A 15,306-nucleotide genomic window follows, 5' to 3' on the forward strand; every position below is an offset into this window, starting at 1 on the left:
CCGGGGGGTCCCCCCCCCCCCCTCCCCGCTCTTTATTATGTTTTTTTATTTTTTTTTGTTCTTGCCGGCGGGCTCCCGGGCGGGCCGCCCGGGCCCCCCCCCCCCCGTCCGGGGCATCTCGCGTTATCGGACGTTTTTCGTCGCGAGGAAATCGATGCATTCCCGATTGAAATAGGCCGCGTGCTCCACCATGACCCAGTGGCCGCAGCGGTTCATCAGCACGACGCGCGCGTCGCGGCAGCGTTCGACGAACTTCAGCGCACCGCCGACCGGATTGAAGCGGTCGTCCGTGCCCCAGAAACCGAGCACCGGGCAGCGCAGGTCGGCGAGCGCGCCGGTCAGGTTCGGCACGCTCATCGTCGACAGCACTTCGGTCGGCTGCTCGACGCACACCTTCATCCGTTCGGCGACGAGCGCATCGGTGACGATCGCCGGATCGTGCACGAGCAGCGTCAGCAGTTCGCGCATGGTGTCGTCATTCATCTGGCGATTGGTGAAGAGCTTCACCATCCGCTGGATCCCTTCCATCCGGAAGTACGTCTCGCGATCCTCGACACCGCCCGGCGCCATCATGATCAGCCCGTCGACTGCGTCGGGATGGTCGAGTGCATATTTCAGCGCGATCGCGCCGCCAAGCGAGTTGCCAAGCAGCACGGCCGGCCCGATGCCGAGCGCGGTGAGCTGCGCGTGCAGCGCGCCGACGAAGAAGTCGAGCGTATAAGCGACGTCGGCCGGCTTCGACGACTGCCCGTAGCCCGGCAGGTCGACGACGATCGCGCGATGGCCGGCGGCCGCGAACGCGGCGTAGTTGTGCTTGAAATTGCTGAAACCGCTGGCGCCCGGGCCGCTGCCGTGGATGAACACGACCGGGCGGCCCTCGCCCGCCTCGAAATGATGCAGGCGCAGGCCGCCCGGTACGTCGGTGAAGATGCCGGCCGGCGGCGTGGTGGGGGTCGTCATCGCGGGTTGTCTCCTTCGTCGGTCGATGGATGCTTGCCACGATGATTGCGCCGCCGGCGCCGGCCGGCATCATCCTTTCAGACTACGAAGCCGCGCGCGCTTCTTCCTATCATCGGCCCACCGAAACGGAGGCAGACGATGAACGGATTCGACTACAGCGGCAAGACGGTGCTCGTGACGGGCGGCACCAAGGGCATCGGGCGGCGCATCGCCGAGCGGTTTCTCATGGCGGGCGCACGCGTGTTCGTCTGCGGGCGCAGCGCGCCCGCCACACCGCCTGCGGCCGGCGGCCGCACGGCGATCTTCGTCGCCGCCGACCTGCGCGACATCGAACAGGTCGACGCGATGCTCGCGACAATCCGCGCGGCGGCCGGCGGCCTCGACGTGCTCGTCAACAACGCGGGCGGCTCGCCGTTCGCACTCGCGGCCGATGCGTCGCCGCGCTTCACCGAATCGATCGTGCGGCTGAACCTGATCGCGCCGCTGCAGCTCGCGCAACGCGCGAACGCGATGATGCAGCCGCAGCCGCACGGCGGCGTGCTGCTGTTCATCGCGAGCGTCAGCGCATCGCGGCCATCGCCCGGCACCGCGGCCTACGGCGCCGCGAAGGCCGGCCTCGTCAACGCGGTCACGTCGCTCGCCGTCGAGTGGGCGCCGCGCGTGCGCGTGTGCGCGATCAGCCCGAGTCTCGTGCAGACGGAATCCGCGACCGAAGGCCACTACGGTGACGACGCTGCGCTCGATGCGATCCGCGCGACGATTCCGGCCGGGCGGCTCGCCACGCCCGACGACGTCGCTTCGGCGTGCCTGTTCCTCGCATCGCCCGATGCGTCGTACGCATCCGGCGCGAACCTGCGGCTCGACGGCGGCGGCGAACGGCCGGCGTTTCTTTCGGCGGTGCAGACGGACGCGCGATGAAACACGCGACGCGAGCGGCAACGCACGTTCGCAAACCCGTTATGGGCGGGAACAGGTCCTAGGGAAGTCATCTAGTTCATTTTGACGATTCCCTGCTACCGCGATCTCCCTACTCTGCCTCTCACGACAACCACAGTCGACCGTCGTCGATACCCCAGAGGAGACACCATGCATCAACGGATTTCGCGCCGTACCGACAAGCGGGCCACCGCCACGCTGTCGACGCTGGCCGCCGCATTGCTGACGTGCGCCGTTCCCAGCGCGCACGCCGGCAGCACGATCGACCTAGGCGCCGACACGACGCTGGACTACACGTTCACGCTCAGCTACGGGCTCGGCATGCGCACGCGCGCGCCGAGCGGCAATCTGCTGACACCCGCGAACATCAACGGCGACGACGGCGACCGCAACTTCGCGAAGAACAAGCTGATCGAGAACCAGGTCAGCCTGCTCGGCGAAGTGAACCTGAAGCACGACGACTGGGGCGTGTTCGTCCGCGCGGACACGTTCTACGACCAGGCCTATCGCCGCCCGAACTACAACGACGCGCCGGGCACCGTGAACCAGTCTGGCCAGTACAACAACTTCACGAGCGATGCGCGCTACTGGTCGGGCGGCCACACGACGCTGCTCGCCGCGTATGCGTACAACACCTTCCGCATCGGCGCGACGAGCCTGAACGTGAAAGTCGGCGACCAGGTGGTCGCATGGGGCGAGAGCCTGTTCTTCGCGAACATCGCGGGCGCACAGGGGCCGGCCGACGCAACCAAGTCGTACATGGCGGGCGCCGAGGTGAAGGACATCCTGCTGCCGGTGCCGCAGATCTCGACGCAATGGCAGATCACGCCGAACTTCAGCGTGCTCGGCTACTACCAGTTCGCGTTCCAGCAGAACAAGCTGACGGCGCCCGGCACGTACTGGAGCTATTCCGACGTCACGGGTCCCGGCGCGCAATTCATCATCGGTCCGGGCGGCATGCTGATTCCGCGCGGACCCGACGAGAAGCCGAGCGCGAGCAACCAGTGGGGTATCGGCGCACGCTTTCGCGTGCTCGGCGACACCGAGCTCGGCCTGTACTACCTGCACTACAACGACATGAACCCGAGCGTCGTCACGACTTACTTCCCGACGCTCCAGTACCAGCAAACCTATTTCAGCAACATCAAGCTGACCGGCGCGAGCTTCTCGACGCAGGTCGGTCCTGTGAACGTCGCGGGCGAAGTGTCGTACCGCCAGGGCGCGGCCGTGCTGGTCAATACGCCGACCGGCCCGCAGTCGACTCGCGCGAACGTGCTGCAGACCAACCTGTCCGGCATCTACTCGATCGGGCCGAGCTTCCTCGCGAACTCGCAGTCGCTGATCGGCGAACTGACGTACGTGCATGCGGGCAGCATCTCCGAGCTGGACGGCTCGACGACGCTCGCCAACTCGCGCAACGCGCTAGCGATGGAGATCGCGTGGACGCTCAGCTACAAGAACGTGTTCAACGGCTGGGATCTCGACGTGCCGCTGACCTATACGCACGACCTGACCGGCACATCGCCGCTCGCGGGCGCGCTCGGCTCGCTGACGGGCCAGGGCGATCACCGTGTGACGGCCGGCGTGACCTTCACGCGACTGAGCAACCTGCAGCTGTCGCTCGTCTACGCCAAGTTCCTCGGTTCGCCCAACCCGGTCACGCGTCCGCTGGCGGATCGCGACTACGTGCTCGCCACGGCGACCTACCACTTCTGAGCGGCCCGGCCGCTCGTCACTCAGCAAGAAGAGGATTTGTCATGAAACGAACTCGTCTCCCCCTCCTGCGCGCGACCGTGATGGCCACGTGTGCGCTCGTTGCGACGGCATCGTTCCCGAAGGTCACGCCGGACGACCTGAAGGCACTCGACGGCCCGCTCACGCCGATGGGCGCGGTACGCGCCGCGAGCAAGGACAGCGGCGTGCCGGAGTGGTCGGGTAAGTGGCTCGGCACGCCGCCCGACGTGCAGTACAAGCGCGGCGGCCGCTACCCCGATCCGTTCGCGAACGAGAAGCCGGTCGCGACGATCACCGCCGAAAACATGGCGCAGTATGCCGAGCACCTGACCGACGGCCAGAAGGCGATGTTCAAGCGCTACCCGGCCACGTTCAAGATCAACGTCTATCCGAGCCATCGCGACTTCCGCTACGCGGATTCGGTCTACAAGGACATCCGCACGTACGCGCCCGACTCGACGATGACGCCCGACGCGAACGGGCTGACCAACGCGCCGCCGCAGGTGCCTTATCCGATTCCGAAGACGGCCGCCGAGCTGCTGTGGAACCAGCGCTTCTCGTCGGCGATCGGCACCGAGCAGGCGACCTACGACCAGGCGGTCGTGTATTCCGACGGCAACATCGCGTGGGGCAAGGTGCGCTACGACATCTACTCGCCGCGCAACGTCGGCAAGTACGACGTGAAGAGCGACCTGAACAACCGCACGTTCTACCGCAACGCGACGGAGCTGCCGCTGTCCGACCGCGGCTCGCTGATCGTCGGCTTCACGAACTGGGACAAGGCCGGCGCGGACAACTCGTCGCGCACGTGGATGTACAACCCCGGCACGCGGCGCGTGCGCCAGGCGCCGGAATACGGCTATGACCAGCCGCAGGGCCCGGGCGGCTTCCGCACCGTCGACGACGACCGCCTGTACAACGGCCCCGGCGACCGCTACGACTGGAAGATCCTCGGCAAGCGCGAGATCTACGTGCCGTACGACGACTACAAGGCAATGGACAGCTCGGTGAAGTATGCGGACCTGTTGACCAAGGGACACGAGAACCCGGCGTACATCCGCTACGAGCTGCATCGCGTGTGGGTGCTGCAGGCGACGCTGAAGAGCGGCTATCGCCACCAGTATGCGAAGCGCGTGCTGTACATCGACGAGGATTCGTGGATGACGCTGCTCGCCGACAACTACGACGCGCGCGGCCAGCTGTGGCGCACCAACGTCGCGACGACGCTGTACGCGTATGACGCGAAGACGTTCTACCCGGGCGTCGTGTTCTTCCACGACCTGATCTCCGGCGCATACATGGCCGACCGCCTGACCAACGAAGGGCCGATGCCGAAGCTCGACAGCAGCCCGCAGTTCACCGAGGCGTACTTCTCGCCGGACGCGATCCGCAGTTCGGGTAACTGAGCGAGCGGCGCGGCACGCCCGCGCCCCACGCGCCGGAGCCTCGCTCCGGCGCACGACGCCGCCCGGTGCGGCGGCCTTTTCCATTCGAGGGCCCTACCATGTCCAACCGCTTGCACGCGACGCTCGGCGACGAGCTGTACGCCGCGTGGCATTCCCGCTCGCCGGTCGCGCCGCTGTCGGCGCGGCCGCGCCGGCTGTCCCTCGACGATGCGTACCGGATCCAGCAACGCTTCATCGAACGCCGCGTCGAGCGTGGCGAATCGGTGGTCGGCAAGAAGATCGGCGTGACGAGCCAGGCCGTGCAGGACATGCTGAACGTGCGTCAGCCCGATTTCGGCATCCTGCTGTCCGGCATGCACTACGCGGCCGGCGAGGCGATCTCCACCGCGTCGCTGATCGCGCCGCGCGCCGAAGGCGAGATCGCATTCATCCTGGCGCGCGACCTGCGCGGCCCCGGCATCGACCGCACCGACGTGATCGCCGCGACCGCCGCCGTCGCGCCCTGCTTCGAGATCGTCGACTCGCGCATCCGCGACTGGGCGATCCGCATCGAGGACACCGTCGCCGACAACGCGTCGTGCGGCGTATACGTGCTCGGCGACGCGCGTGTCGATCCGCGCACGCTCGACCTCGCCGCGTGCGAGATGACGATCGACAAGAACGGCGAGCGCGTCGCGCAAGGCCGTGGCGATGCCGCGCTCGGCCATCCCGCCGACGCGGTCGCGTGGCTCGCGAACACGCTCGCCGAATACGACGTGCCGCTGCTCGCCGGCGAGATCGTGCTGTCCGGCTCGCTCGCGAAACTGATTCCGGTCACGGCCGGCGACGCGCTGTCGATGCACATCGCCGGCATCGGCGGTTGCGACGTCCGCTTTATCTAAAGGAACGAACCTGATGAAGAAAATCAAATGCGCACTGATCGGGCCGGGCAACATCGGCACCGACCTGCTGTACAAGCTGCGCCGCTCGCCGGTGCTCGAACCCGTGTGGATGGTCGGCGTCGACCCGGCGTCCGACGGCCTCGCGCGCGCCCGCGAATTCGGCCTGAAGACCACCGACCGCGGCGTCGACGGACTGCTGCCGCATGTCGCCGACGACGAAATCCGCATCGCGTTCGACGCAACGTCGGCCTACGTGCATCGCGACAACTCCGACAAGCTCACCGCGCTCGGCGTGAAGATGATCGACCTGACGCCCGCGGCGATCGGGCCGTATTGCGTGCCGCCGGTGAACCTCGACGCGCACCTCGGCAGCGCGCAGATGAACGTGAACATGGTGACCTGCGGCGGCCAGGCGACGATCCCGATGGTGTACGCGGTATCGCGCGTGCAGCCGGTCGCATACGGCGAGATCGTCGCGACCGTGTCGTCGCGCTCGGTCGGCCCGGGCACGCGCAAGAACATCGACGAATTCACGCGCACGACGTCCGGCGCGATCGAACAGGTCGGCGGTGCACGCAAGGGCAAGGCGATCATCGTGATCAACCCGGCCGAGCCGCCGCTGATCATGCGCGACACGATCCACTGCCTGACCGACGGCCCCCCGGACGTCGATGCGATCACCGCGTCGGTGCATGCGATGGTCAAGGAAGTGCAGCGCTACGTGCCGGGCTACACGCTGAAGAACGGCCCGGTGTTCGACGGCAATCGCGTGTCGGTCTTCATGGAAGTCGAGGGGCTCGGCGACTACCTGCCGAAATACGCGGGCAACCTCGACATCATGACCGCCGCCGCGGCCGCCACGGCCGAGCGTTTCGCCGAACAGATGCTGGCCGCGACGGCCGCCACCGCTTGAGTCGAGGAGTCACACGATGTCACTTGCAGGCAAGAAGATCACCGTCCACGACATGTCGTTGCGCGACGGCATGCACCCGAAGCGTCACCAGATCACGCTCGACCAGATGCGCGACATCGCGCGCGGGCTCGATGCGGCCGGCGTGCCGTTGATCGAGGTCACGCACGGCGACGGGCTTGGCGGCGCTTCGGTCAACTACGGTTTTCCGGCGCATACCGACGAGGCGTACCTGAGCGCCGTGATTCCGGAGCTGAAGCAGGCGAAGGTGTCGGCGCTGCTGCTGCCCGGCATCGGCACCGTCGAGCATCTGCGCATGGCGCATGCGCTCGGCGTCGGCACGATCCGCGTCGCGACGCACTGCACCGAGGCCGACGTGTCGGAACAGCACATCGGTCTCGCGCGCACGCTCGGGCTCGATACGGTCGGCTTCCTGATGATGGCGCACATGTCGTCGCCCGAGCAGCTCGTCGTGCAGGCGAAGCTGATGGAATCGTACGGCGCGAACTGCATCTACATCACCGACTCGGCCGGCCACATGCTGCCCGACGACGTGACCGCGCGAATCGGCCAGGTGCGTGCCGCGCTGAAGCCGGAGACGGAACTCGGATTCCACGGCCACCACAACCTCGCGATGGGCGTCGCCAACTCGGTCGCGGCGGTCGCCGCCGGCGCGAACCGGATCGATGCGGCCGCGGCCGGCCTCGGCGCGGGCGCGGGCAATACGCCGATGGAAGTGTTCGTCGCGGTGTGCGACCGGATGGGGATCGAGACGGGTGTCGACGTGTTCGCGATTTCCGACGTCGCCGAGGATCTCGTCGTGCCGATCATGGATGCGCCGATCCGCCTCGACCGCGATGCGCTGACGCTCGGCTATGCGGGCATCTACTCGTCGTTCCTGCTGTTTGCGAAGCGGGCGGAAGCGAAGTACGGGATTCCGGCGCGCGACATCCTCGTCGAACTGGGCCGGCAGCGGCTCGTCGGCGGGCAGGAGGACATGATCGAGGATGCGGCGCTGACGATGTCGCGGGCGCGAGCGGTGGCGGCTTGAGTTGAGTGCAGGAGTACGACGGTCTTTCCGGCCGTCGCAATGAAAAACGCGGAGCCTCGTGCTCCGCGTTTTCCTTTCCGACGCGCCTGGGAGTGCCTTGACGCGACGCTTCGCTCAGAACCGCTGCGACGGAATGTTGCCGCCGTCCACGACCAGCTCGGCGCCCGTCACGTAGCTCGCCTCCTCGGACATCAGGAACCGCGCCACGCGGCCGATCTCCGCCGGATCGCCGAGCCGGCCCAGCATGATCCGGCGCTCGAACGTGCCGGCCGGCAACGCATCGACGGTCGGCTGGATCATCGGCGTCAGGATCTGGCCCGGCGAGATCGCGTTCACCCGGATGCCGTCGTTGCCGAGGCTGTCAGCGAGCGAGCGAACCAGCGCGAGCACCCCGCCCTTCGACGCCGTGTAGGCCGGAATCAGTCCGTTGCCGAGCGTCGCGTTGATCGACGCGATCGCGACGACCGCCGAGCCTGACTGCGCACGCAGGTCCGGCAGCATCGCCTGCACGAGCAACGCCAGCGCACGCAGGTTCACGTCGAGCACGGCGTCCCAGCGTGCTTCGGTCAGCGCGTCGATGCCGGTCTGGTCGACCACGCCAGCCGCATGCACGAGGCCGCCGAGCGTCGGCAACGCACCGCGCGTCGCGGCGAGCGCGTCGTTCATCCGGCTGCCGTCGCGCAGGTCGACGCCGACGCCGAATGTCGGCACACCGTAGCGCTCGGCCAGCCGGCCGGCCACGTCGCGCGCCTTGTCGGCCTGGATGTCCCAGATCGCGACCGGGCGGCCGACCGCCGCGAGCGCTTCCGCACATGCGTGACCGATGCCCGATGCGCCGCCCGTCACGATGACGCCGGTGGAAGGTGCATCGAATGCGATGCGCGATACGTCGCCATGCGCGGAAGAGGTTTGATTCGTCATGCGTTGTCTCCTTATATCTTCGATTTGCTTCAAACTTCAGGGGTGGCGCGCCGTTTGACGCGCTGTGTTGTATGTCGTATGTCGACGATTCAGTCGTCGATGGTCGCACGTCACGTCGAATTGCGTACGGGCAATTCGCGCAACGTGTGCTTCAGTACCTTGCCCGATGCGTTCAGCGGCAGCGCATCGACGAACGCGATGCCGCGCGGCACCTTGTAGTTCGCCATCCGCGTGCGGCACCACGCGGCAAGCGTCGCTTCGTCCAGCGACGTGCCTGCGCACGGCACGACGAACGCGTGCCCCGCTTCGCCGAGCCGCGCGTCCGGCACGCCGATCACGGCGACCTGTGCGACGTCCGGATGCGCGGCGATCATGTTCTCGATTTCCGCCGGATAGCAATTGAAGCCGCCGACGATGTACATGTCCTTCAGGCGATCGGTGATGCGCAGGTAGCCATGCTCGTCGAGCACACCGACGTCGCCCGTATGCAGCCAGCCGTTCGCGTCGATCGTGTCGCGCGTCGCGGCGGCATCGTCGAGGTAGCCCTGCATCACGTTGAAGCCGCGGATCAGGATCTCGCCGGGCATGCCGGCCGGCACGTCGGCTCCCGCTGCGTCGATGCAACGCAGTTCGATCCCGGGCAGCGGACGGCCGCAGGTCGTCGCGGCAATGCGCTCGTCGTCGCCGGTGCGGCAGACCGTTGCGAGCCCGCAGCATTCGGTCAGTCCGTATGCGGTCAGCACCGACGCGAAGCCGAGCCGGTCGCGCATGCGCGAGATCAGGTCGGGCGCGACGTTCGCCGCGCCGGTAACCGCCACGCGCAACGACGACCGATCGAAGCGCTCGAGATCCGGACGCGCGAGCAGGCTCAGATAGAGCGTCGGCGATCCGGGCAGGAAGGTCACGCGTTCGTCCGCGATGCGGCGCAGCACCACATCGGCATCGAAGGTTGCCTGCGGCAGGATCGTCGCGCCGCGAATGAGCGCGGCCAGCCAGCCGGCCTTGTAGCCGAACGCGTGAAAGAACGGGTTGACGATCAGGTAGCGGTCGCCGGCCTGCAACCCGACCAGCGTCGACCACTCGTCGAACGCGGCCAGATTCTGCCCGTGCGCTGTCACGACGCCCTTCGGCCGGCCGGTCGTGCCGGACGTGAACAGCACGTCCGACGGCGTGTGCGGCGCGATCGCGGCGATCCGCTCGTCGAGCACAGCGTCTGGCGTCGCATCGGCCAGCGCGACGAATGCGTCCCAGCCCGCCGCGCCGGCCTGCGGATCGCGCAGCACGACCGTGTGCCGCAGCGACGGCAGCGCATGCCCGGCGAGCATGTCCGGATAGCGGGCGCCGAGAAACGAGCCGATCGAGAACAGCACGCGCGCGCGGCTGCGGCTCAGGATGTCCGCGGCTTCGTCGCCCTTGAGCCGGGTGTTCAGCGGCACCAGCGCGGCGCCCGCGAGATGGACGCCCAGCGCGGCGATGATCCACTCGTGCAGGTTCGGCGCCCAGATCGCGACGCGCTCGCCCGGCTGCACGTCGAGCGCGATCAGCGCACGCGCGGCACGCCGGGCCGCGTCGTACAGCGCCGCGTAGCCGATGGAACGGCCGTCGTCGACGATCGCCGTCTGCGTCGCGTAACGGCGCGCTGATTCGGCCAGCATCGCGGGGATCGTCGATGGTACGGGAAGCGTTGAGGTCACGGGGCACTCCGTTGGATGGAGGGACCGCCCGCGTCGGCCACGCGGAGCGGCGGATAGTCGGTGAAGCCGCGCTCACCGGGCGTGTACAGCGTCGCGCGGTCGAACGCGGCAAGCGGCGCGCCATCCCGCAAGCGGACGACGAGGTCCGGATTCGCGATGAAGTGCCGTGCGAACGACACGGCGTCTGCATGGCCGGCGGCAAGCACGCTCGTCGCGCTGTGCGCGTCGAATCCATCGTTCGCGATCAACGGACCGTGGAAATGACGGTGAGCCAGCGCGAATGCATCGAGTTGCCGGTCGGGCGAGCGGCTCACGTGCAGATATGCGAGTTCGAGCGGCGATACCGCGTCGAGCAGCGCACCGTACGTCGATGCGGGATCGTCGTCGTGCATGTCGTTGTACGGATTGCCGGGGCAGATGCGCAACCCGACCCGCTGTGCGCCGATCGCCCCGGCCATTGCTTCGAGCGCTTCGATCGTGAAACGCGCGCGCCGCTCGGGGGTTCCGCCGTAGTCGTCGGTGCGGTGGTTCGAACAGGCCAGCAGGAACTGCATCGGCAGATAGCCGCTGCTCGCGTGCAGTTCGACGCCGTCGAAGCCGGCCGTGCGCGCGTTGACGGCCGCCTGCCGGAAGCCGTCGATCACGTCGGGAATCTCCGCGCGCGTGAGCGCACGCGGCATATCCAGCGACACCTGGCCGTGCCCGTCCGCGTGGATCGTGCCGTTCGCACGCAGCGCGGACGGCGCGACGGTATCGGCGCCCGGCGCCTTGTTCAAGCGCGACGCGACGCGCCCGACGTGCATCAACTGCAGCACGATGCGCCCGTTCTCGCGATGCACGGCGTCGGTCACGCGCCGCCACGCGTCGATCTGGCGTTGCGTCGCGATGCCGGGCGTGCGGCAATAGCCTTTGCCGTCGGCGTGCGGATACGTGCCTTCCGCGACGATCAATCCGGCGCCCGCACGCTGCGCGTAGTACGCGATGTGCAGGTCGCCGGGCGCGTCGTGTTCGTCCGCGCGGCTGCGCGTCATCGGTGCCATCACGATGCGGTTCGGCATCGCGAACGCGCCGATGCGCGCCGGTTCAAGGAGCGGCAGGGTCATGAAAAGGGGCCTCCGTGGGCACGTCAGCGCGTGCGAATTTTCGGGAATGCCGAACCGCGCCGCATCGTCGCGAGGAACGCATCGAGCGGCGCCGGTGCCGCGACGTCAGGCAGCCCTTCGGGCCTGTCGGACCAGAACGCCTGCCACGACGGCCACAGCGCATGCCACGAACCGTCGTACGGCTCGCGGCCCGGCCAGCGCATCTTGCGTTCGCCGATCGGCGGCCGGTTCAGGTCCGACGCGTACAGGTAGCATGGATAGCGTCGGCGGAAATACCAGCGCCCGTCGATCCGCTCGTAGTCGTCCCAGTAAAGCATCTGCATGACGACCCACTCGGGGCCCGTCTCGTGCTCGTTCTTCGAATAGACGACGCCGCTCGCATGGTCGGCATCCGAGAATTCGACGATGTGACCGCCGACGTGATGCGACGTGACGGTGAACTGGTGACGCAAAGTGTCGTCGATCCAGCGTTTCAGGTGTGCGCGCCCGATCTGGTCCTTGCTGACCACCACATCCTCGGGAAACAGGTTCGTCCACGCGTCGAGATCGCGCATGTCGAGCGCGAGCGCGTATTGTGCAGGCAGCATGCGGATCGCCTCGATCGATTCGAGTCGGTCGATCCGTGCGAGCAAGGTCGTGTCGTTCATCGCGTGACGGCTCCGGCGGGATCGGTTGGCACGCCGAATTGCGCGCGCCGTTCGGTCGACGTGTCCGACACGTAGTCGGTTGCGCCGACATCGAGGCGGCAAGTCTTGCCGCCGTCGACGACAAGGCTTTGCCCGGTGATGTACGAGGCTTCGTCGGACGCAAGGAACAGGATCGCATCGGCAACTTCGCGCGGCTCGCCGATGCGCCGCAGCGGCACCGCGCGTGCCGTGCCTTCACGCATCGCATCGTCCTGCAGCGCTTCGCGCGTCCCTTCGCTCCACACCACGCCGGGGATGACGACGTTCACGCGGATTCCGTCGGCCGCGCCCTCGAGCGCGACTGCGCGGCTGAAATTGAGCACGCCGGCCTTCGCCGCGCCGTACGCGGACAACCCGGGACTGCCAAGCAGCCCGACGACCGAGCCGAGGTTGACGATCGCGCCACCGCCCTGCCGCTTCATCGCGCGCAGCGCCGCGCGCGTGCCGAAGAACGCGACATCGAGCGTACCGCGCAGGCAACGGTGCCAGTCTTCCGTGCTGACCTGGTCGATGAGCCCCCACGTGTAATTCACCGCGTTGTTGACCATCACGTCGAGCCGGCCGAAGCGCTCGAGCGTCGCGTCCACCGCGCGTTCGATCGACGCCTCGTCCGTCGCGTCGGCCTGGATCCAATGCGCGTCGCCGCCCGCCGCGACGATCTCGCGTGCGACCAGTTCCAGAGGCTCCCGGCGCCGGCCGCACAGCATCACGCGCCCGCCCTCCGCAGCGAAGCGCTGCGCGGTTGCCGCGCCGATGCCAGTGCCCGCGCCGCTGATCAGCGCGGTCTTGTACTGCAAACGTCCTGTCATGGTGGTCTCCTAGATCATGTACATGCCGCCGCTGACCGACAGCGTTTGCCCGGTCATCTGCCGGGCGTCGTCGGACGCGAGGTAAAGGATCGAGCGCGCGATGTCGTCCGGTTCGGCCATGCTGCCGAGCGGAATCGCGCGTTCGAGTTCGCGCGCCCACTCGTCGGGAATCGACTGCATCATCGGCGTGCGGGTCGGGCCGGGGCAGATCGCGTTCACGCGAATGCCGCGCGGGCCGAGGTCGCGCGCGAGACAGCGCGTCAGCCCGAGGATCGCGGCCTTCGACGCGCAATAGGCCGGCGGCCCTTCGCCGGACAGCGCCGACACGCTCGCGATGTTGACGATCGCGCCACGCACGCCTGTGGCGATCATCAGCCGCACGGCCGCACGCGAGCAGAAGAACGTGCCGTTCAGGTTGATGTCGACGATCCGGCGCCAGCCCGCGTCGGTGAGATCGACGATCGCGTCGGAGAACACCGTCGGCGTGTCGCCGTTCGCCAGTTGCCGCGCGCGCTGCGCGATGCGCTGCTGCGCGAGTTCGAAGCCGTCGCCCGGCACCTGCCCCGCGCCCGCGTTGTTGACCAGCACGTCGAGCCGCCCGTAGCGCTGGCCAATTGCGTCGAACAGCGCGGCAACCGCGTCGCTGTCGGCCACGTCGCATGCCTGGGCGAGGCCCGTGCCGGCAGCCTGCGCGAGATGCAGCGTCTCGTCGGCGCGTGCGCCGTCGAGATCGGCGGCCACCACCATCGCGCCGTGCGCGGCGAACCGCAGCGCGGTCGCGCGCCCCATGCCCGATCCCGCGCCCGTGACGAGCACCACCTTGTCGTTGAATGACATCGCAATGCTCCTTCAGATGGTGTGAAGCCCGCTGGCCGCGAGCGGCGGCACGTCGTGCAGCGTGCGCCACGCGCCGTCATGCCATTCGAAGACCTTCCTGCAGTCGAGGTCGGCGGGCAGCTTCGCGACGTCGGTATAGAACTGCCGGTACCAGTCGCGCAGCTGATAGATCGGACCGTCGCCTTCGCACAGCACCGGGAAATCGATGCGCGTCTTGTTGTGCCAGATCTCGACGTCCTGGAAGAACGACCGGTGCGCCTGTTCGACATACGCGTCCGCAATCGCGCGGTTCGCGTCGTCGGACAGCGCCGGATCCTTGCGGATCATCACGCCGTAGCGCAGATCGAAGCTGTGCTGGTTGATCGGCACATGGCAGTTCAGCAGGATACTGTCGACCGCGCGACCGCCGACGTCGGCCGTCATCCGCGTGATGTGGTACGCGGGACCGAAATACGCGCTGTCCGCGACGAGCCCGTTGCCGAGCAGCTCGCTCTGCCCGCCGCGAAACATCTGGTAGCCGGTGTGGCCGATGAAGGTGTTGCAGAAGTAGTTCGCCGGCGAGCCGTGGACCGGGCCGAAATGGGCGACATCCGCGAGGTTGTCGACGAGTTCGCGGCAGTTGGTTTGAATCGTCATCTTGCGGACCGCCCACGGCGTCCATTCGCCGGAACGGCATGCGTCAATGCGCGGAATCGCGACGTGCGCGGGCGGCTCGTCGCCCTCATGGTCATGCCACACGAACAGCAGCGCGTTCTGTTCGCATACGTGCCACGACCGGATCCGCGCCTTGTGCGGCACGCGCGGCGCATACGGCACGTGCTCGCAAGTGCCGTCGCCACCCCAACGCCAGTGATGGAACGGACAGACGAGCGCATTGCCGCGCACCTCGCCCTTCGACAGGTCGGCGCCCATGTGCGGGCACCATGCGTCCAGAATGCGGATCGCGCCGTCGCCGCCGGCGAACGCGACGAGCTGCGTGCCGAAGATGTCGAGCCGGTGCGGCTTGCCGTCCCGATAGTCGGCTGCGAGCCCGAGGCAATGCCAGCCGCGCGCATAGCGGTCGCCCAACACCTGGGCGGCGTGTTGCAGTTCCATGTGTCCCCTCCGTGTTCGAGTCATGTGCAGGCCCATTGTCTGAACCGGGTCGGGGCCGGACATACTCCGGATGGACGAGATCGCCGGCTGCGCGCGGAACCGGCACGAGTTCGTGTTCGGAACGGGCGTAAACAACCCCGGTTTGGATTAGAAATGGCGTCCCGCCATGCCGATCGCACGACGGCTTCAGCACAGCCCGCGATACGCGAGCCACACCGGATGCGCCGGTGGTTCGACGGTGGTTCGACAAAGCCGGCTAATGGCACGCCCGCATTCCCGTTCC

14 protein-coding genes are annotated in these 15,306 nt (G+C 67.7%); 6 read left to right on the forward strand and 8 right to left on the reverse strand.

The genetic code is table 11. The features are described from left to right. Positions 1 to 123 precede the first annotated feature (123 nt). Positions 124 to 960 carry an alpha/beta fold hydrolase gene (locus DIE13_RS00005; protein ID WP_124825227.1) on the reverse strand — a complete coding sequence of 279 codons (837 nt, stop codon included), beginning with the start codon at positions 958 to 960 and terminating at the stop codon, positions 124 to 126. A gap of 138 nt (positions 961 to 1,098) precedes the next feature. Between DIE13_RS00005 and DIE13_RS00010 the strand changes: the two genes are divergently transcribed. The 6 genes from DIE13_RS00010 to dmpG all read left to right on the forward strand — a co-directional run bounded on the left by DIE13_RS00010 (position 1,099) and on the right by dmpG (position 7,878). Continuing rightward, positions 1,099 to 1,878, forward strand: a complete 780-nt coding sequence (locus DIE13_RS00010) for an SDR family oxidoreductase (RefSeq protein ID WP_124825228.1) — start codon at positions 1,099 to 1,101, stop codon at positions 1,876 to 1,878. 168 nt (positions 1,879 to 2,046) lie between these two features. After that, on the forward strand, positions 2,047 to 3,612 hold the full coding sequence (locus DIE13_RS00015; RefSeq protein WP_124825229.1) for a DUF1302 domain-containing protein: 1,566 nt from the start codon (positions 2,047 to 2,049) through the stop codon (positions 3,610 to 3,612). Positions 3,613 to 3,653: 41 nt separating this feature from the next. Beyond that, positions 3,654 to 5,036, forward strand: a complete 1,383-nt coding sequence (locus DIE13_RS00020) for a DUF1329 domain-containing protein (protein ID WP_124825230.1) — start codon at positions 3,654 to 3,656, stop codon at positions 5,034 to 5,036. 98 nt (positions 5,037 to 5,134) lie between these two features. Further along, a complete protein-coding gene (gene dmpE, locus DIE13_RS00025) occupies positions 5,135 to 5,917 on the forward strand; it encodes a 2-oxopent-4-enoate hydratase (RefSeq protein WP_124825231.1) in 783 nt (260 codons plus the stop codon). Between the two features lie 13 nt (positions 5,918 to 5,930). Further along, complete coding sequence (locus DIE13_RS00030) at positions 5,931 to 6,830, forward strand: acetaldehyde dehydrogenase (acetylating) (protein ID WP_124825232.1); 900 nt, start codon at positions 5,931 to 5,933, stop codon at positions 6,828 to 6,830. 16 nt (positions 6,831 to 6,846) lie between these two features. Continuing rightward, complete coding sequence (dmpG, locus tag DIE13_RS00035; protein WP_124825233.1) at positions 6,847 to 7,878, forward strand: 4-hydroxy-2-oxovalerate aldolase; 1,032 nt, start codon at positions 6,847 to 6,849, stop codon at positions 7,876 to 7,878. A 114-nt stretch (positions 7,879 to 7,992) separates the two neighbouring features. Here dmpG and DIE13_RS00040 read toward each other — a convergent pair whose 3' ends face one another. From DIE13_RS00040 to DIE13_RS00070, 7 genes are all read right to left on the reverse strand, one after another. Then, positions 7,993 to 8,799 carry an SDR family NAD(P)-dependent oxidoreductase gene (locus DIE13_RS00040; RefSeq protein ID WP_124825234.1) on the reverse strand — a complete coding sequence of 269 codons (807 nt, stop codon included), beginning with the start codon at positions 8,797 to 8,799 and terminating at the stop codon, positions 7,993 to 7,995. A 110-nt stretch (positions 8,800 to 8,909) separates the two neighbouring features. After that, the gene (locus DIE13_RS00045; RefSeq protein ID WP_199568790.1) at positions 8,910 to 10,454 is read right to left on the reverse strand and encodes a FadD3 family acyl-CoA ligase; all 1,545 of its coding nucleotides are present in this window, start codon (positions 10,452 to 10,454) and stop codon (positions 8,910 to 8,912) included. Between the two features lie 35 nt (positions 10,455 to 10,489). Further along, positions 10,490 to 11,596, reverse strand: coding sequence for an alkene reductase (locus DIE13_RS00050; protein WP_124825236.1), 1,107 nt, complete (start codon positions 11,594 to 11,596; stop codon positions 10,490 to 10,492). 23 nt (positions 11,597 to 11,619) lie between these two features. Further along, positions 11,620 to 12,243 carry a nuclear transport factor 2 family protein gene (locus DIE13_RS00055; RefSeq protein ID WP_124825237.1) on the reverse strand — a complete coding sequence of 208 codons (624 nt, stop codon included), beginning with the start codon at positions 12,241 to 12,243 and terminating at the stop codon, positions 11,620 to 11,622. Then, entirely contained in the window at positions 12,240 to 13,091 is an 852-nt protein-coding gene (locus DIE13_RS00060) for an SDR family NAD(P)-dependent oxidoreductase (protein WP_124825238.1), read from the reverse strand. Before DIE13_RS00060 ends, DIE13_RS00055 begins: the two co-directional genes overlap by 4 nt. A 9-nt stretch (positions 13,092 to 13,100) precedes the next feature. Beyond that, positions 13,101 to 13,928, reverse strand: a complete 828-nt coding sequence (locus tag DIE13_RS00065) for an SDR family NAD(P)-dependent oxidoreductase (protein WP_124825239.1) — start codon at positions 13,926 to 13,928, stop codon at positions 13,101 to 13,103. Between the two features lie 12 nt (positions 13,929 to 13,940). Beyond that, the gene (locus DIE13_RS00070; protein ID WP_124825240.1) at positions 13,941 to 15,023 is read right to left on the reverse strand and encodes a Rieske 2Fe-2S domain-containing protein; all 1,083 of its coding nucleotides are present in this window, start codon (positions 15,021 to 15,023) and stop codon (positions 13,941 to 13,943) included. Between the last annotated feature and the right edge of the window lie 283 nt (positions 15,024 to 15,306).

The sequence above is a fragment of the Burkholderia sp. Bp9016 genome, from assembly GCF_003857765.1.
Taxonomy (GTDB): Bacteria; Pseudomonadota; Gammaproteobacteria; order Burkholderiales; family Burkholderiaceae; genus Burkholderia.